This is a genomic window from Novipirellula galeiformis (assembly GCF_007860095.1).
Taxonomy (GTDB): domain Bacteria; phylum Planctomycetota; class Planctomycetia; order Pirellulales; family Pirellulaceae; genus Novipirellula; species Novipirellula galeiformis.
Genome location: NZ_SJPT01000006.1, coordinates 186,542 through 204,883 on the forward strand (window position 1 = coordinate 186,542; position 18,342 = coordinate 204,883).

Annotated in this window: 11 protein-coding genes; 4 read left to right on the forward strand and 7 right to left on the reverse strand. The window is 55.4% G+C overall.

The window, feature by feature from the left end; translation table 11 throughout:
* The first annotated feature begins 386 nt into the window (after positions 1-386).
* The 4 genes from Pla52o_RS17320 to Pla52o_RS17335 all read left to right on the forward strand — a co-directional run bounded on the left by Pla52o_RS17320 (position 387) and on the right by Pla52o_RS17335 (position 8,749).
* Complete coding sequence (locus Pla52o_RS17320) at positions 387-3,581, forward strand: DUF2309 domain-containing protein (protein WP_146595879.1); 3,195 nt, start codon at positions 387-389, stop codon at positions 3,579-3,581.
* A 103-nt stretch (positions 3,582-3,684) separates the two neighbouring features.
* Positions 3,685-5,079, forward strand: coding sequence for a proton-conducting transporter transmembrane domain-containing protein (locus Pla52o_RS17325; protein ID WP_146595880.1), 1,395 nt, complete (start codon positions 3,685-3,687; stop codon positions 5,077-5,079).
* Positions 5,080-5,189: 110 nt separating this feature from the next.
* Positions 5,190-6,722, forward strand: coding sequence for a proton-conducting transporter transmembrane domain-containing protein (locus Pla52o_RS17330; RefSeq protein ID WP_146595881.1), 1,533 nt, complete (start codon positions 5,190-5,192; stop codon positions 6,720-6,722).
* The gene (locus tag Pla52o_RS17335; protein ID WP_146595882.1) at positions 6,719-8,749 is read left to right on the forward strand and encodes a SulP family inorganic anion transporter; all 2,031 of its coding nucleotides are present in this window, start codon (positions 6,719-6,721) and stop codon (positions 8,747-8,749) included. Before Pla52o_RS17330 ends, Pla52o_RS17335 begins: the two co-directional genes overlap by 4 nt.
* An 89-nt stretch (positions 8,750-8,838) precedes the next feature.
* Here the strand turns inward: Pla52o_RS17335 and Pla52o_RS17340 are convergent, their stop codons facing one another.
* The 7 genes from Pla52o_RS17340 to Pla52o_RS17370 all read right to left on the reverse strand — a co-directional run bounded on the left by Pla52o_RS17340 (position 8,839) and on the right by Pla52o_RS17370 (position 18,189).
* On the reverse strand, positions 8,839-9,573 hold the full coding sequence (locus Pla52o_RS17340; protein WP_146595883.1) for a hypothetical protein: 735 nt from the start codon (positions 9,571-9,573) through the stop codon (positions 8,839-8,841).
* A gap of 1,107 nt (positions 9,574-10,680) precedes the next feature.
* Positions 10,681-11,838 carry a PP2C family protein-serine/threonine phosphatase gene (locus Pla52o_RS17345; protein ID WP_146595884.1) on the reverse strand — a complete coding sequence of 386 codons (1,158 nt, stop codon included), beginning with the start codon at positions 11,836-11,838 and terminating at the stop codon, positions 10,681-10,683.
* A complete protein-coding gene (locus tag Pla52o_RS17350) occupies positions 11,835-12,782 on the reverse strand; it encodes a response regulator (RefSeq protein WP_197169312.1) in 948 nt (315 codons plus the stop codon). The genes Pla52o_RS17345 and Pla52o_RS17350 overlap by 4 nt, the downstream gene beginning before the upstream one ends.
* 49 nt (positions 12,783-12,831) lie before the next feature.
* On the reverse strand, positions 12,832-13,209 hold the full coding sequence (locus tag Pla52o_RS17355) for an STAS domain-containing protein (protein WP_146595886.1): 378 nt from the start codon (positions 13,207-13,209) through the stop codon (positions 12,832-12,834).
* A 453-nt stretch (positions 13,210-13,662) separates the two neighbouring features.
* Positions 13,663-15,285 (reverse strand): hypothetical protein, encoded by a 1,623-nt coding sequence (locus Pla52o_RS17360; RefSeq protein WP_146595887.1) that lies wholly within the window; start codon positions 15,283-15,285, stop codon positions 13,663-13,665.
* Between the two features lie 84 nt (positions 15,286-15,369).
* Positions 15,370-16,788 carry an aldehyde dehydrogenase family protein gene (locus Pla52o_RS17365; protein ID WP_146595888.1) on the reverse strand — a complete coding sequence of 473 codons (1,419 nt, stop codon included), beginning with the start codon at positions 16,786-16,788 and terminating at the stop codon, positions 15,370-15,372.
* A 267-nt stretch (positions 16,789-17,055) separates the two neighbouring features.
* A complete protein-coding gene (locus tag Pla52o_RS17370; protein WP_146595889.1) occupies positions 17,056-18,189 on the reverse strand; it encodes a hypothetical protein in 1,134 nt (377 codons plus the stop codon).
* Between the last annotated feature and the right edge of the window lie 153 nt (positions 18,190-18,342).

Below are 18,342 nucleotides of genomic sequence, written 5' to 3' on the forward strand. Positions count from 1 at the left end.
CGCCATTGGCATCTCGAGGCGGAACGCCCCCTCGCAATGATGATCAAACTACGGTGTCACGCTTACCGTTTTTGCAGCCCAATTTAGTCCCCCACCGCGTGCATAGCTCGCCGAGACGTTGCCGGGACCGTGGCCGCGGTTGGGGCAAAAACTTGGCCTCGCACGGATCTGCAAAAAATTGCATGCCTCCTGCACTACTCTGCATGATGTTGCTTTCGATTCTGACCCTCGCTTGAATTTTCGGAAAAAGGACATTTTTTATCTGCGGTTTTTTGCGGCGTGATATCCCTGTTTGAGTGATAGCCACAGGATCGCGACTTTGGGTTTGGCATCCCCCTTGCTCTTCCACTCCTGACATCGTCCCCACCTCGACCAGGAGCCAGTCCATGCAAGATGCCGTCGCGAGTCTTGTCCCCAGCCAGGATGCCCCCACCGATCATTCAAGCAATCGACAAGACAAGCTGCGATCGGCGATCGAGCATGCGGCTCATTACCTGCCGTCGCAAGGTCCGATCTCCATCTTCGTGCACCACAATACGCTCCATTCGTTCGAGGAGATGCCCTTTGATGAGGCGGTCGTTGAAGGTGGAAAGCTTTATGGTTGCGAACCTTACCTCAGCGAGGGACGTTACCGAGACGAGCTCAATCGTGGCCGAATTTCCGTCGACGATCTGCGCCAAGTTCTGATGGATCATCTCGAGGAAGAGGCAGACGAATTGGTCGCCAGTTTCGGGACGCGTTACACCTTGCGATTGGCGATGTTGCAGATGACATTGCATTCGGTCCCGGATGCCGAACTGCGTTGGCTGCTAGCGGAAACGGACATGCTGCGTCATTTCCGCGATGACATTTCAGCTCCCCGTCGTGAACAAATGATCCAGCGAACGCGTGCCTGGGTGATGCGTGATCGCGAGTTAGCATCTCACCCGTCCGCTCCGGTGGCATCCGCCGCGACGTCCGAAGCCGATGCTTCGGAGCAGCTTCGAGGTACGACTGCGAGTCGATTGCCGCCGATCGTCGAAACGCTGATCGCCGAATCGGGAGGCGACAAAATCCAGTCTTGGAGCGACGCTCAATGGGAAGCGTTCGTGCTGAAATTGTTGTGGCGAATTTGCCGCGCCGGTGTCTCCACGACGAGCCTACCGTCGTCAAACGACTCGACACCGCTGCGGATCCGAGAGTTGTTGCTCGACGCGACCGGGGACGATACCGACGCGTTGGTCAACGACGTGCTGATCCGTTTCTGCGGTAGCTTCCTCGATCAAGGCTTTGCGAATTGGTCCTTGCCCCATCGTGACGAAGGGTTTGCTAGAGCGTTCGCCAAATTGTACTTGCATCGCATGACCGTCAAAGCGAGTTGGATGGAGGGGATCGTTGATGAGTTGCAAGCGATTTTAGATGGCCCGTTCGACCCGCTCGCATCGATTGCCAAGTCACTCGAAACGTTGGGCGTGGAGCCCTCGGACTTCGATTCCAAAATTGGTTTAACGTTATTGGCGCTCAAAGGTTGGGCGGGAATGATTTGGCAGGTGGAGTCGGGCGCTCCCTGGTTACCCAACCACACCCCGGCAGGCACGCTCAATGAATACCTTGCAATTCGGTTGATGTTGGAACGTTATGCGATCGCGGAGGTCGGACACCAACAGTTCGGCACCCGTGATTTGCCACAGATTCACAAGTTAGCCGAACAACATTCGCCGCATCGTCATGGGGCGTCGATGGAACAGCGTACTTATACGGTGTTCCAATTAGCACAAGTCAGCGGTTGGACCCCGCAACAATTGATCGACATGTCCGATCCCCAATGGAAGTGCTTGGTCGAAGAGATCGAGGCATTCTCGTCATTGGAGCGTCGCCGCATTTTGCATGGCGCTTATGAACGACATTACCAAGTCGCAGCGCTCAACGCGATCGCTGTCCATACACAGCGCCGTCGCGAACTGAATCGCCGCGAAAAAAATCGTCGTAACGGCAAACGACCTTCGTTCGTCGCTATTTTCTGTATCGATGATCGCGAGGAATCGTTCCGTCGACATTTGGAAGAAGTGGATCCGGAATGCGAAACCGCGTCAGCGGCTGGCTTCTTTGCCGTGGCAATGTATTACCAGGGAGCGGACCACGCCCATTTTCGCCCGCTGTGTCCCGCGATCCTGACCCCGCAGCATTACGTCCGCGAAGAACCAATGTTCTCGACGATCGATGTGAGTCAACGGCGGGCCAATCGTCGTCGTCGGATTGGACGATTGACACACCAAGTGCATGCCAGTTCTCGCACGATGATCGGTGGCTGGGTGACCGGCGTGTTCGGAGCGATTGCGACGTTTCCGATGGTCGCTCGGATCCTGGCGCCCGGCTTGACCTCACGAATCCGCAAGTCATTTGGCACCTTCACTCGCCCGCCCGCAACGGAATTGCAACTTGAACGCGTATCGGCAGAGCCTGGACCGACGCCCGATGCGCTCGGTTATAGCTTGGATGAGATGGCGGGAATCGTCGTGCGAATCCTACAAGACATCGGGGTGGTCGACGACTTCCCTCGAATCTTGGTTTTCTTCGGTCATGGTTCGGCCAGTTTGAACAATCCACACGAATCCGCTTACAACTGTGGTGCTTGCAGCGGCGGACGCGGCGGCCCCAACGCGAGAGCGTTTGCGATGATGGCGAACGATCCACGGGTGCGACGATTGACGGCCCAGCTTGGGCTGGAAATCCCCGAAGACACCCGTTTCGTCGGTGCCTACCACAACACCTGTAGTGACAACGTCGAGTATTACGACCTCGACTTGCTCCCTCGCAGCCATCGAACGTTATTCCGACGCATTGAGAAAAGTGTCAATGAAACGCGAGCAAACGTTGCCCACGAGCGAGCGAGACGGTTTGAGTCGGCGCCGTTGGATTTGACACCCCGTCAAGCACTTGAGCATGTGGAACAACGAGGCGAAGACTTGTCGCAAGCCCGCCCCGAATACAACCATGCGACCAACGCGTTGACCTTTGTCGGCCGACGTGAATGGAGTCGAGGGTTGTTCGCCGATCGCCGCGTGTTCTTGACTTCGTATGATCCCAGCGTCGATGACGAGCAGGTGTCGGTGTTGTCACGAATTCTCGGTGCCGCCATTCCGGTTTGTGCCGGGATCGCGTTGGAGTATTACTTCTCGACCGTGGACACCGAAGGCTACGGGTGTGGATCAAAACTGCCACACAACGTCGCTTCGATGTTGGGTGTCATGACGGGAGCGGCCAGCGATCTACGTCCTGGTTTGTCGCAACAAATGGTCGAGATTCACGAACCGCTGCGACATCTCTTTGTGATCGAAACGACCCCGGAGAAGATGGACTTGGTGATCGAAGGTAACCCTGCGATTGCTCGACTTGTCAAAGGCAATTGGGTCCAAGTCGCCCTGTTGGATCCCGAAACATCGACGTTGTTGCGATATGTCAAAGGCAAGTATGAACCGTTTGTGCCGGAGTCGACGGAGTTGGCGGAAGTGGATTCGTCGATCCAGTGGTACCGAGGTCAACGAGGGCATCTCGATTTTGCATCAATCAAGGAAACCGCTTCCAAGGAAACCGTTTCTTAACCGTCGCAGCAGCCGATTCGAGTGGTGCTGCGATTCCCGAGACTGACATGAAGACTGAAACGCCTAGCGAGTTGTCGCTCCCCAGGACAACAGGAAACCTTTGATGAACTTAACTGATACCGCTTTCCAATTTTTCGGCACCGTCGTGGTGGCGAGCCCCGCCATGTTGTTGGCGATCCTGGGGCTATCCGCGTTGTTGAACCGCCCGTTAAGCGAAGCAAACATCTCGCGACTCACTCAAGTCGCCGTGCTGTTCACGATGGTACCTGGGATCATCATCCTCGCTTTGATGTTGATTGTGGACACGCGTTACGTCCCGGTGGAATTGGGCGATTGGGTGACGATTCCCGAGCAAGAGTTTCACTTTAATTTGAAATTTGTCTTCGATCGACTGAGCATCCCCTTCTTGCTTTTGTCATGCGTTTTGTGCGGTGTCGTGGGCGCGTTCACTCGCCGCTACCTGCATCGCGAAGAGGGCTATGGGCGTTTCTTTCTCTACTATGCGATGTTCTTCTGCGGGATGGTCACCTCCTCGTTGGCGGGCACGATTGAAACCTTGTTTGTCGGCTGGGAAATGGTTGGACTTTCCTCGGCGTTGTTGGTCGCCTACTTCCACGAACGCAAAAACCCGGTTCGCAACGGGCAACGCGTTTGGTCGGTCTATCGCTTGGCGGACGCTGCCTTTTTGATCGCGGCGATCACCATGCACAGCATGACGGGTGAAGGCGATTTGGGCGGCTTGATGAGTTCTGGCGTCTGGCCCGAAGGGGTCGCGGCAATCTCGTCCCAACAAGCGTTGTTGGTCGGGACGCTACTGCTGATCGCGGCCGCGGGTAAATCAGCACTGTTTCCATTTTCCGGTTGGTTGCCGCGAGCGATGGAAGGGCCGACTCCGTCGAGCGCAATTTTTTACGGAGCGTTGTCGGTCCACTTGGGCGCCTACCTGTTGTTGCGAGTGAGTCCGATTTTGGAGGCTTCGCTATTGTTGCAAATGATGGTCATTACCCTGGGTTTGGTTTCCGCCGGTTGTGGGGCGTTGATGTCACGCGTGCAAAATGACGTCAAGGTTTCGTTGGCCTACGCGTCCTTGACCCAGGTTGGCATCATCGTGGTCGAAATTGGACTCGGGCTGCGTTATTTGGCGCTCATTCACATCATCGGTCACGCTTGTTTGCGAACGATGCAATTGTTGCGTGCTCCGACGTTACTGCGTGATTACAACGAACTTGAAAACGCGATAGGGATGCGGCTCCCCGAAGGCTCATCGCCCTGGACCCGATATCTCCCGGTGAGTTTGCAAGGTTGGTTTTATCGATTTGGCTTCGAGCGTGGATTCATGGATATCGCCTTAGACCAATGGGTGGTGCGGCCGTTCATGAGTCTGTTTCGTTGGTGTGACCGGATGGAACATCGCACCACAGATTGGTTGTCCCGCGATCAGTCTCGCGAATCGGACAAGATTGAATTGCATCCCGAATCGACGGGACGCGCGGCCTAACTTCCCCGCGTTCTAGACCAACATCGAGTCGCATCATCGCCCCGGCGAAAACGGGGCCCAGCATGGCGACTCCCACGAATACACCCCCTCACGATAGGAACCCGGCTTCCATGCCTGAACTTCACTTCCCTTGGATCGAAGTCTCCATCCTCGTCCCGTTGCTCGGGGCGATCTGGATCCACTTTATGGGCCAACGAGAGAATCTGCTTCGCCACGCCATCGTGATCTGTGCAATCACGTTTGTGTTGACGGTGGGGGAATTAATCGACTTTGTCATCATCGGCGCGTTTGAAGCGCACGATCACTGGTTGTTTCTCGATTGGTTATTCGACCGCGACATTTTTGTCGTCGATGAGCTCAGCGCATTCCAATTGCCGTTGGCCGCGTTGATCTTTTTGGTCACCATCATGTCGACGCTGCGAACCAAAACCCCTCGCTTTTCTTTGAAGTTGGCGCTCGTATCCGAATCGTTGTTGTTGGCGACCTTTAGTTGCCGCACCTCGTGGACCTTGGTGGCTTTGTTGGCGGCATCGACGATCCCTCCCTATTTGGAACTGCGTCAACGTGGCCGATGCACTCGCATCTACACCCTACACATGGGATTGTTCGTCGCCCTGATGGTGAGCGGTTGGGCGTGGTTATCGAGGGTCGATGCGACCTCCTCCGCCGCGTTGATCCCGGGAGCGTTGTTAACGGCCGCCGCGCTGCTGCGTAGTGGAATCGCCCCGTTCCATCTGTGGATCGCCGATCTATTCGAAAAAGGAACCTTCGGGACCGCGATCCTGTTTACGACCCCGTTGGTTGGCGCCTACGCCGTGATGCGATTGGTATTACCGATCGCCCCTTCATGGGCGTTGCAGAGCATTGCAATCCTGTCGCTAGTGACAGCGGTTTACGCTGGAGGAATGGCGTTGGTGCAACGCGAAGCACGCCGTATGTTCTGTTACATCCTGCTTAGCCAATCGTCGTTGGTGCTCGTGGGCCTCGAATTGGTCACCCCGATCGGTTTGACCGGAGCATTATGCCTGTGGTTGTCCGTCGGCTTGTCGTTGACGGGATTCGGAATCACGTTGCGTAGTATTGAGTCACGGATCTCGCGTATTTCATTAGCGGATTACCACGGCTTGTATCGCCAGATGCCCATCTTCTCAGGTTTCTTCCTGTTGACGGGATTAGCGTCGATCGGATTCCCCGCAACGGTCGGTTTCGTTGGCATGGAATTGCTGATCGAAGGTGCCGTGGACGTCTACCCCTTGGTCGGCACGATGGTGGTAATCGCTGCGGCACTCAACGGGATCGCCGTCTTATGGGCCTACTTTCGCATCTTCACCGGGCGGCACAATCCAACGTTAATTCCGATGCATGCACGGCTGAGCGAAAATGTCGCCGTGCTGATCCTGAGCTTGCTCATTCTTGGTGGCGGATTGGTTCCGCAACCGGGCGTTGCGTCGCGGTACCACGCCGCTAAAGAACTCACGCGACAACGCCAAGGTAATCCAATGACCGAAGACGCGGATCACTCTCCCGATCACGCGCCAGCACATGTAGAAGTCTCCACGTCCGCTCTGCCTGCTACGAATATTGTCACGCCTTTGGCGAACAAGCGACTCGCCTCCTCTAAAGCTAAGGATCCAACCCAATGAGCAACTCGGTTCCCGATTCCCTGGAAAAACCACGCGGTAATCTCAGCGGATTTACGAAGTACTTTAAATACGATTTCATCTCCGGTTTGCTCGTCTTTTTGATCGCATTGCCGTTGTGTCTGGGAATCTCGATCGCCAGTGGGTATCCGCCGATCGCGGGGATTTTCACCGCGATTATCGGATCGTTGCTAACCACCTTCATTAGCGACTCGGAACTAACCATCAAAGGGCCCGCAGCCGGTTTGATCGTGATTGCGATTGGATGCATCGGTGAATTTGGCGGCGACGGCATGGTGGGCGGGTGGACGGAAAGTGACGTTACCGCCTATCAAGCGGCATTGGCCGTCGGGGTTGCTGCGGCGGTGCTGCAAATCTTCTTCGGCGTTTTCCGGGCTGGGATTCTGGGCGAGTTCTTCCCGATTTCTGCGGTACACGGAATGTTGGCGGCCATCGGGGTGATCATTATCGCCAAGCAAATCCCAGTTGCCCTAGGCGTCAGCGCGTCCGGTGGCCCGATCGAGATGCTCAGGGAGATTCCGACGTTTATCGCGTCCGCGAATCCGGCGATCGCCGCGATTGGATTGACGAGTGTGTTGATCATGTTTTTGTGGCCGGTGGTGATCGGCAAATTTCCTCGACTAAAAGTATTGCCCTCGCCGTTAATCGTGTTGATCGTTGCGATTCCGATGGGGATGGGATTCGACCTGATGCACCCGCATTCTTACACGCTTCAAAATCACCAATACCAACTTGGCGAGAACTACCTCGTTGCGATGCCAGACCGCGTTTTCGGCATGTTCGATTCCTTGACGGCCCCTGATTTCTCGGCGTTACAGCAACCCAAAGCATGGAAATGGGTGTTCATGTTCTTTATCATCGGCAGTCTCGAGTCGTTGCTCAGTGCGAAGGCGATCGACATCATCGACCCCTGGAAACGCAAAAGCAGCATGGACCGCGACATGGTCGCCGTCGGTGCTGGGAACCTGTGCTGTGCGTTTGTTGGTGGCCTACCGATGATCTCCGAGATCGTGCGAAGTAAAGCGAACATCGACAACGGTGCTCGCACGCGTTTCGCAGATCTTTGGCACGGAATTTTCCTATTGGTCTGCGTCGCATTGATCCCCATGGTGCTGCACCGCATCCCAATGGCCGCGCTCGCTGCGATGCTGATCTATACCGGCTTCCGTCTCGCCCACCCCAGCGAGTTCATGAATGTGTGGAGAATCGGACGCGAACAACTTGTCATTTTCACCGTCACACTAGTATCGGTGTTGGCAACTGATTTGCTGATTGGGATCGCGATCGGGATTGCGACGAAGGCGGTCATCCACTTGGCAAACGGCGTCTCGCTGCGAGCCTTGTTCAAACCCGAGATCGCGGTTACCGAAGACGACGGAACGACGGTGCATTTGACCGCTTACCAATCTGCGGTGTTCAGCAACTGGATTCCCATCCGCCGCCAGATCGAGCGAGTGGGCTTAGTGGAACGCAAGAACGTCGAACTCGATCTGTCGGAAACGAAGCTCGTTGACCATAGCGTGATGGATAAATTACACGAGATGGAAAACGACTTCGAACAACAAGGATTGCGTTTCACGGTCGTCGGACTCGACTCGCATCAGCCGTTTGCGGGGCACGCCCAATCAGCGCGACGCAAGGGACTTTGCACGGTCCAGCGTCTGACGATTATCACCGACCCCGATTTGGAGCAACAAATCCAACGCCATGTGGTACGGCTCGGTGCTAGCGGGTACACGTCAATCCCTTGCTACGGCGTAGGACGCCAACAATTGCAATTGGCAACCGAGGAACCGAATCCACAAGTTCGGATCGAGGTGATCGCGCCAAAAGAATCCGCCACGCTGATGATGGATTTTCTGCGACGCGAATTGCAACCCGACCACCGTTTGACCTTCTGTCTCGAAACGGTGCAAGTCGAACGGCTCGATGCCTTCCTTCCCAATCCGAATCGAAGCCAGCAAAGCGTGGATTCGGGCAGCGAGCGTTTGGACGCGGTCGCCCACTAAGGCGATCGATGCACCTCATCGCGGCTCGCTTGGAACGCCGCAACTTGCCGCCGATCACTCGGCGGCAAGCTGCGAAGAGAGGCTTGTCGTTAGCGCGAGTGATGTGTCTCGAAACCGTTCTGATTGAGCCAACCGATCAATTGCTCTGCCGCCATAGGATCGGCCAAGTGGACCGCTCGCCATGTCGGCGCGCGGTAGGCGATGTCGGAATGTCCATCATGGGAGTTCAAACGGACTTCACAACCGATCTGGCGAAGCGCCGTGACGAATTGTTGTTCGTTGGCCGCTCCGTTACCGTGCGTTTTTTTCCAGTTCAGCATGCGAAACTCCACCGCTTCGGGGCCGCTGAAGTAAGCCGGGTCGGCGTGGCTGTGTGATACGTCAAAGCCAGATTGGGAGAGCCAAGTCGCCCATTGCTGAGCCATGTTGTGATCTTTCACCTTCAGCTCTTTCCACATCGCAGCGCGAAAGGTCACGTCAATGTGCCCCGCATGGCTGCCTTGCTTGACCTCGCATCCGAGTTGCTTGAGCGTCGCAGCATGTTGAGCCGCTTTGTTGGCATCGTCGAAGTGCATCGAATTCCACTCGGGTAAATAGAATGCCAAGCCTTCGCCAGCGTGCCCATGATCAGAATGCCCATGATCAGCGTGCTCATGTTCAGAATGCCCGTGATCAGCGTGCCCGTGATCAGCGTGCCCGTGACCGCTGTGATCATGAGCGGTTTGACCGGTGCCTTGAGCGAAGGTCCGGTCGTCTGAAAGCGACATAGCGCCACAAACGGCAAAGGCGAAGAAGGTTTGAGTGAGTCTGAGAGTCTTAGTCATACTGAATTCCTTAGATCGGGTTATTGCATTGGGGACCGTACGCCGCAGCGACCGAGACAAACGGACTTTCTTACGCGCAGCAGCGAAACAGTTTTAGAGCGTGTGGAGGCGACAGCCGAGCGATAAAAATGCGCAGTCACCGCTCCATTTAAGCCTCATCCGACTTGGGATTCTGGCATGCTTGTGAAGCGACAAACCAAGGCAATTTCACCCGTGGCTGAGCGTAGATTAACGCGGGTTAACGCGAGTCCCATTAAAGCTGCCAGGATTGCAGCAGGGCGCAACGCGACTTCGCAGTGGTGTAACGATCGATGCCGTTGGACACCCAATAGCGAGACGCATTCGATTCCACAGCAAACTCGAGACGGTCACTCGCAAAACCAGAGCTTGTGATTTCCGTGAAATCTGGGGACGCGATGAATTTCGCAAGCTTGAACGCACACGCCGTTTCGTTGCAAAAAGGTGAATGCCCGCAAAGAGATTCCACCTTTGTGAGCGACCCGAACTCTGATTCCTTACTGTGACACAACTCATCGTGAACGTGAGTTCGATGCTCATGATGATGATGCAGATCACACCAGCCCAACACCCCATGCGCTGAAAACGCCACGAAGGTTAGGAGATGGATCATGGCATTCAACATGGTAGGTTTATCCACCGGCAATGAGTTGGGGAATCGAGCGATTGTTTCCATCGTTGTCCGGAGAGTCAAGTGCGAAACGAGTGATCAAGAGCAGCCTACAAGGATTGCCGATTGCAGGACTGAGACGCGTCAAAGGTCTCGAAACGCTACTTTTGACGCGACGCGGGGCCTGTTCCGTGGCTCATTGACCTTCGGATAACGGAATCAGAAATCGCTCGAAAATGACTACGACAGCAGGTCGTAGAGGCAGATTCACGGTCGCACGCCGCAAGCAACTTGAAATATGTTTTCCCGTGTCATTCGCGGTTCCCTTGACGCTCGAGGGCTCCGTGGTGCTGGTGGAGTTGGGGAAAATTGCGAAGGACGGTTCAGTAACGCGACGTTGGCTCGTGAAACGCATCGGGGGGCATGAGAGCGCTGCGATGCACGACATCCAAGCGGGAGTGCGATGGTCAAGCACATGGTCAAGCAACACCCTCGGCGTTTTTCTTCGACGCTCTGAGTAGTAACGCCGTGCAATCATCACGTTCGGTGCCGATGCCGTGGATGTTTTCAAACAAACAGTCGATCACATCCTGCAGCGACGCTGTGATGCAACCTGCCGCTTTAGCGACGACCTCTTCAAACGTATGGTACGAACCGCCCGGCGAGATGGAATCAAGAACGCCGTCGGTGAACAATAGCAAGGTGGAATCCGCAAACTCCTTGGCCACTTGATGAGTCGGATAGGTGATGGTTTCGAGGATTCCCAAGGGCGGTTCCATTGAGGACAACACTCGCACGGTTTTGTCGGGGCGAATCAAATAGCCGGGATGTCCAGCGCTGGCGTATTGAATCGTCTGGCGTTCACGAGACAAAAAACCAAGAAACATCGTAACGAAATACCGCAGATGAACATCGCGACATAAAATTTTGTTGGCGTTGCTCAAAATCGTTCCTGGATCGTCACAGGTCATCGCCATCGCTCGCAGAATCGCTCGGGTTTCCATCATCACCATCGCCGGCACCAAGCCATGTCCGCTGACATCGGCGATCACGAATACCAGCCGTCCATCGGGTAATTCCATTAGGTCGTAGAAGTCGCCGCCGGCTTGCTCGGCCGGTTCGCATCGGCCACACCACTGCACCTCTGCGAAACGCTGCATCGGATTGGGCAACAGCATTTGTTGAATGCGATGCGCCAGTGCAAGCTGATTTTGAAAGCCCAGCAGCGACTTTTCCGCGGTTTGTCGTCGGCAACGTTCAATCGCCAAATCGAGTGGCCGGGTAAGATGCTCGGGACTGGAAACTTCGTCCTTCAAGACATAATCTTCCGCTCCTGAACGAACCGCAAGAATGGCAATCGACCGATCGGCATAGCCACTAAAAACAACGATGGGCAATGCATCTGCGACGGCACGAATTTGGGCAAGACCTTCAAGCCCATGCGAATCGGGGAGATTCAAATCCAGCAAGATCAGGTCGTAGTCATGTGCACCAATCGCATTGATTGCGGCACCTAGTGTTTCAACGACCTGCAATTCGTACGACGTTTCGCTTCGTGCTAACCAACGACGGACCGCTTCCGCATCGTCGCGATTGTCTTCCACCATCAAGATGCACCGAGCGGGGCCGTCCTTCACATTGATGACTCCTCGTCCATCTGCTCGTCCATCTGCTCGACGGGCGAATCATTGACGCAAAGCTTGACCATCGTGATTTCGTTGCCTTTTTCGTTGTGCTTGACCTCATCCATGAACGTATTGATCAACAACAACCCACGGCCCCCTTCTTTGTCGAGATTGCTGGGGTCGGTGGGATCGGGAACGTCGCTCAAGTTAAACCCAGGACCTTCATCGCGAATCGTGAAGACGGCCCCATGGCGGTCCGCACGCAAGGAAAAATGTACGCGACGATTGCTGTAAGCAGGGTCGGCTAATCGCTCCTGGATCTTATCGAGATACGGTTGCCCGTCTTCGATGCATTTGAGTTCCGAGGCGATTTCAAGATTGCCATGCACCATGGCGTTGACAATTGCTTCGTCTAGCGCCATCGCAATCTGCATGTGTTGCCCGGGGTCGTAGTCGGACATTTGGTTGAGGATTGACTCCACGCTACCGATTAAATCCGGCACCAGCGATTGGTCATTGACGAGCGCCCAAGTCACCTCCGTTTGATGCAAGCAACTCGCAAGTAGTTGGTTGGTTTGCGCGGATACTTGCAACTCAAGCACCCGTCGAACCGTCGGCAACAAGATGGTTGCGATCGCGCTTTTGGGAACGTAGCTGGCCGCTCCCGCATGTAACGCTTGGGCCGCGATCAATTCGCTGCCCGCAGCGGTGGTTAGGATCACAGGAACCGGCAATTGTTGCAACGTGATCTCACGCACCAACTCCAAACCATCCATGTTTGGCATTTGCAAGTCCGTGAGGACCAAATCGGGTAAACGCTCTTTCACACTTGCCAGTGCTTGCACCCCATCGGAGGCGACGCTGACTTCGTAACCCGAAGATTCTAAGAGCATCCGAATCTGGGTTAACTGTGTCGCGCTATCGTCGACAACGAGAATACGGTGCTGGTCTTTCACGGGCGATCCTACGAGAAAGTGTGTCACATGGAAGCGTCGTGCTCGACGGCTAACGTGACGATGGCTTGGGGGTGAACGACAAGATGGCTTTGGGAGTCGAGTCCATGATCTGCAGCAGGGTTCCATCCAGATTCGTGACCTGAAATGCCATCCGCACCATCGGGCTCATGTTGCAAAGACGCAACTCGCCATTCTCGCTCTGCACATAATCGTTGCAGCGCAGCATGGTGGTAATGAACTCTGATGAAATTGCATTGACGTCCTTGAAATTAATCACCATCCGCGCCGGTTTAGCTGACTTGATGTACGCGATTAATTCTTGCTGCGTCTGCTGAATCAATTCTCGATCAAGGAACTTCGTTGAGGCAAGGAATACAACGGGCACCCCCTCCGATGCGCTCGTCCGAATATGTTTGTAAAGATTCATCGGTTTGTTCACGTCAATCGAAATGGGTTGAATGAGAGTTTGAAACGCATCCCAAAATCACGATCACCTCTCCAACACTCAGTATAGGCGATGCTCCGGATGCCAGGGGAATCCAAGCTCGTAGGGGAACCGAAAAAAACATGGCGACCGCGATCGACAAGTCGACGATGTTCGGTCGCCCCGATTCGCGTGAATAAAGCCGCAAGCCCCCGCGCACGTTGATCTAACGCATTCTTCATGTTGATGTCGCTACGGTCGCCCGACGGCGGAGCACGTGCGGGTCAACGCAGCAATGGCTTGAATTCCACGTCATTTGCCACAGAACGCTAGCTGACAGAACGCTAGCTGCTGGCGTAACCGGTGTGCGGTGCCGCGTCCCACGTTGACGAGGAAGCGGGGCGAAGTTTCGCTCGGAGAGCCCCCCAGAGCACCGAATCATTTTCGCCCAATGGTTTAGAGCGGAAAGGCTTCGATCTCGGCATACAACGGTAAGTACCGGTAGTAGACTTCAAGAATCATGGCGGCCATTGCGGTTGTATAAAGCCGCCCACCGACATCGCCGTATTCGTCTTTGAAATGCCAACTGCCCGCTTCGTGGCCGCGGGTCGCTTGCGTGCGCACAAGGTGATCCCGAAGTTGGGTGTTCCAACGCGTCCAGCCCGGATGACGCGAATGATGCAGCGCTAGGGTGCCGTAGTAGTCGTGGTAGACATTGGTCAGCAACGGACCACGCTTGGCCATCGCCGTGAGCGCCCTGTCCATCGGTAACTCGCTGGGCGGTTTGCCCAAGTACAGCAACATCGTCAGCCCGATCGCGGTGTTGGTTGCATCGGGCTTTCGGTCGCTCTGGTAGGCGAAGGTGTATTGCGAATCGGGCGAGGTCGAAAGGATAAAGTCCCTTGCCTTAGGGAGGGTGGAGTAGGAAAGCGGGATGCCGTTTCGCCGCGTTGCAACCAACGACAACACCTGCCATCCCGTTAGCGTTGTGTCACCTGGCTTTCCGGGCAGGTAGCCCCAGGAACCGTTTGGATGCTGAGCATAGGTGGTAAACCATTTGCCGAGCGTGGCGAGTTCACGTAAGTCGGAGTCGCCGTTTTCGTTACTTTCGTTCCGCGACATGTAGAGTGCTTCGGCGACCGCCATCAACGCGATTCCATGACCATACATACTGCCCTGTTGCCAATCGACGCCCGTTTCCGTATCGGCCGCGGCGGTACGCAGGTAGTAGAGTCCATCGCGCACGACGTTGTCATACTTGCCGGTTTGGTGGGTGTACCCCGCCCCCAGAAAGGCAAGTAATGCCAAGCCGGTTGCACCGGTCGACGGGGTGGCGGCGTCCGACGATGCTTTGCTATGGCGACATCGCCCATTGCAGGGATCGAGCTCGAGATTGAACGACCACGAGCCGTTGGGACGCTGGTGATTGGCAAGCCATTGCAGTGCATTTTCAACGGCATTCTCACTTGCTGCTGTCGCACCAAACCGTTCGCCGAACTGCTTGCGCCCCTGTGACGTTCGCCCCAATAGCCCCCCGCCGCTGGGCAGCCGACGGAGTGACTCCATCGCGTCGCGCGCATTAGCGATGGTGAACGACGATGTCATTTCACTCGGCGACGAAGCGGAACTCTTGGGCTGGCTTAGCGGCGAAGTGATTGCATTCGGCTTCGCCGGGGCGACGGTGATCGAGGTGGGCCGCTCGGCAAGCGAAGCCTCGGTCGTGGCGCGGTCGTCTTGTTGAGGAAACTGCTCTAAATGCACGACCGGCGAAGCCGTGGTTTGCCGAGCACGCAGCGAAAACGTTTGCTTCGTTTGCAGCGGCAGTGTGAACAGCGCAAAGGCGATCAACAACAAAGTATGCAGGATCGTGCTGATCAATCCCGGAATAATGCGGGGGTCACGCGTGAAACGATTTTTGGAAGCCGCGTTCGATGAGACTGATTGTAACGATTGCTCTTGCTCCGGCCCGGAATCAATCTCAATCGGAGGAGCGGCGCACGTCGCGTCCTGCAACACCTGCACCGCAGGCGCAGTCGTATTGAGAGGGGATGTGCCGGTCATATCAGTTTCGCTGGCCAAGATGAGAGATCCTTATCTCTCGAATATAGCTCAGCGGTAGAGTGGCCGATCATAATTCCGTCGTCACCATCAACCGACAATCCCCTAAGTTGCCACTTGATAGGCACGCGATCGGAACAAAAAGTCAATCAAGTTTCCTTCATGCGGCTGTAGCCAATTCAACCGATTCGTGGGAATCGGGCCGATGTTCAAACGATCGATATCGACACTATTGCCTGCGGCGTTAATGAAATCGCTGTCGCGCGTTAACACGGTGCCCACCAAGGTGGGGCCGATGCGGTTCAACATCTCCGCTTGCGGACACTCGACCACCGACACGAAGGGGAACATGTATTCCTTGGCAGCCACTTGACGATCGGGGGAATCAGCCAGCACCACCATCGGACGCAAGTAGGCGCAATGGTCTCGCTCGATCAACTTTTCACCAAACTCAGCCGTCAAGTCCGTCACGCCCGATTCGGCAAGATCTTGTTGGACCATCGCATAGGTGCCCGTCGCCATCGCCGGCACCGTGAATGCGGCGAGTTGGGCGTCGGGATCCGCAGGCGGACGCACGTCCACCGGACCAATTCGTTTGGCAATCGCTTCGCCGATTTCACGCGTGTGCCGACTCGCCCAAATGCCGGAGCAATTGATACAGCTGCGGCCCGAATTGCTGAGCACGCTTTCGACCATCAAGTCCAAATAATCTTCCCAATCGTCGACGACATCGTCGCCCAGCAAAATTTTCGAGAACCCAGGTCCATGCGCTTGCACCCGTGGATTGCCCGCATGTTGAGCCAGCGTTTGGGCACTTCCAAAAATCATGCTGCGTGACGTCTTGGCCATGATCGCCCCGCCGACATCATGGTCACCGGGGTAAAGCGAAAATGCTTCGGCGGGAATCCCCGCGGCCATAAACGCAGAGACCATACGGTATGGCGTCCAAGGCTCTTGCGATCCCGGCTTGAGTGCCAAACCGATTTGCAATGCCACCGCAGGCAACCACAGCGTGTGCACGCCGGGGGAGTTGTTGGGAAGCACGGCACCCAGCACAGGAGTTTGCACCTGATAGCTGACAATCACTCCACGGCCTTCCTCGCCGTAACCACGCGACAGAATCGAAAGATCTAATCCTCGCGTCAAGCAATCAAGGATCTCGCCCATCCGGCTGAGAACGAAACTGTTCTTGGCCATGTTCGAGCGGCACATGTGCTCGGGCAATCCCGTACTGGCCGATTGCTGATGCACGAAGTCATCGACACTTTGCAGTGAGTCCCCAACCTTCAAATCACTTGTTTCAAACAGCTGTGCTGCCTTCTTGCAACGCGCGATCAAATCATCGGTTGAGAATTGCAACAGCGCTTCGCGTGCCAGATGCGATTTTCGCATATCGCGACCGACGATCCCGCTGCCCACCGTTCCGACACGAGCGATCGGCTCGCCAGTATCAAAGTGAACGACTTCCTTCGAATCGAGCGACTCGTACGGTTTTCCCCAACGCAATGGACTGAGCGTGATCATGTGCTTGAACTTTTGGTGATTTCGTTTGGTTTGAATTTCGCGTGAACGTACTCACGTGTTCCTGCAGTTCACGTGTTCCTGCAGTTCACGTGTTCCTGCAACTCACGTGTCACATTTGACATTGCGTGTTTTCATCACCCGAAGTGTCAGCGAAAGAAAATCGATCTTGATTCGTTCCCACGCTGACGCGTCGAGTTGTGATTTCTTGAGAAACCGACGATCACGCCACTTAAAACGTATAACCGAAGGCGAGCTCGCGGGCGTTGACTAGTAAACACCCACGGTGGTTGCACCGGCGAGCTCATGAAAGGGGCGAACGCCACTGACGCCATCCCACGGATAAAGGTCGAACGGAGCTTCACGCTCCCCTTCATCGCGTTCCATAAATCCAGGCACAAAGAACTCATCGGTCAGCGTATAAAGCTTGACCCGTCCCGTTGCTCCGAAAGGGACGACTTGGTTGTAGTCATCGAAGCTAACCACTTCCGTTGCCGCTCGCGGTTGGGGAGCGTAGTAGGAAATCTTGTACCCATCGGCCGCCGTGATCGGTTTGCTACAGGCCAGCCCCATCAAGGTATTGCCGTAGGTGGGGGTCATGTAAACACCGCTCTCTTCCGGTGGGCCGCCGAGCAACTCCTCCACACAGAATCGTGTCCATTGGGGAGTGAACTCGGTTCCTCCCGAAAAAATACCGGTGATACCAACCTCGGCGAGACTGGTGCCTCGCTCTTCAAGCGCTTCGCCAAGCGACTCGATCAACTTGGGAGTCCCGAACATGCACTTTACATCATGACCTGCGGTCAGAATCGTGATGGCTTGATCGATGCAATGCTTCTTGTATTCCTCGAGGTGTTCCATCCAACCTTTCTTGATCAACTTAACGACCCAGCGGGGGTCGAGGTCGATGCAAAAACAGATTCCCTCACGATGCTGGGCGAGATGCTCGACCGCCAAACGCAGGCGACGAGGCCCGCTTGGGCCCAACATCAACCAATTCGCCCCTTTGGGGAAATACTTCTCTGGAAGCGTGTCGCTGAATAACTCGTAGTCCTTCCAGTGATCCTCGATCACCATCCGGCTTTTAGGAACTCCCGTGGTCCCGCCCGTCTCAAAAACATAGACCGGTTTGCCCGCGTGTCCCTGGGGAACCCAGCGACGAATCGGCCCGCCGCGAAGCCAATCGTCTTCAAAGAGTGGAAACTTTTTCAAGTCGTCAAACGATTTGATCTCGGTCAACGGATCAAAATTCAACTCCCGCTTTTTCTCGAGCCAAAAGGGGCTGCCGGTGTCGTCGCTGAAATGCCAATGAACGGTTTTTAAGGTGTGCTCGTTCAGTTGATCCCGAGCCTCCGTTGCTTTCTGGGCGACTTGCTCGTTCATGGGGTTATCCACAGCTGACATGAGACATCTCGTGAAGGAAATCAAGAAAGTGAGGGTTGGAAAGCCTCAGCCTATTTTCGCTGACGCAACTCAACGGCGGGAGCCACATCATATCAACATTCGCGGGTCCCGTAATCCGGTGGCGGCAGGCAAGGCCTATTTCGATTGCCAGCG

What these genes read in the sequence shown, in the direction of transcription:
- Pla52o_RS17320 (WP_146595879.1), top strand. Translation starts at nt 387, where the DNA reads ATGCAAGATGCCGTCGCGAGTCTTGTCCCCAGCCAGGATGCCCCCACC.
- Pla52o_RS17325 (WP_146595880.1), top strand. Translation starts at nt 3,685, where the DNA reads ATGAACTTAACTGATACCGCTTTCCAATTTTTCGGCACCGTCGTGGTG.
- Pla52o_RS17330 (WP_146595881.1), top strand. Translation starts at nt 5,190, where the DNA reads ATGCCTGAACTTCACTTCCCTTGGATCGAAGTCTCCATCCTCGTCCCG.
- Pla52o_RS17335 (WP_146595882.1), top strand. Translation starts at nt 6,719, where the DNA reads ATGAGCAACTCGGTTCCCGATTCCCTGGAAAAACCACGCGGTAATCTC.
- Pla52o_RS17340 (WP_146595883.1), bottom strand. Translation starts at nt 9,573, where the DNA reads ATGACTAAGACTCTCAGACTCACTCAAACCTTCTTCGCCTTTGCCGTT.
- Pla52o_RS17355 (WP_146595886.1), bottom strand. Translation starts at nt 13,209, where the DNA reads ATGAATCTTTACAAACATATTCGGACGAGCGCATCGGAGGGGGTGCCC.
- Pla52o_RS17365 (WP_146595888.1), bottom strand. Translation starts at nt 16,788, where the DNA reads ATGATCACGCTCAGTCCATTGCGTTGGGGAAAACCGTACGAGTCGCTC.
- Pla52o_RS17370 (WP_146595889.1), bottom strand. Translation starts at nt 18,189, where the DNA reads ATGTCAGCTGTGGATAACCCCATGAACGAGCAAGTCGCCCAGAAAGCA.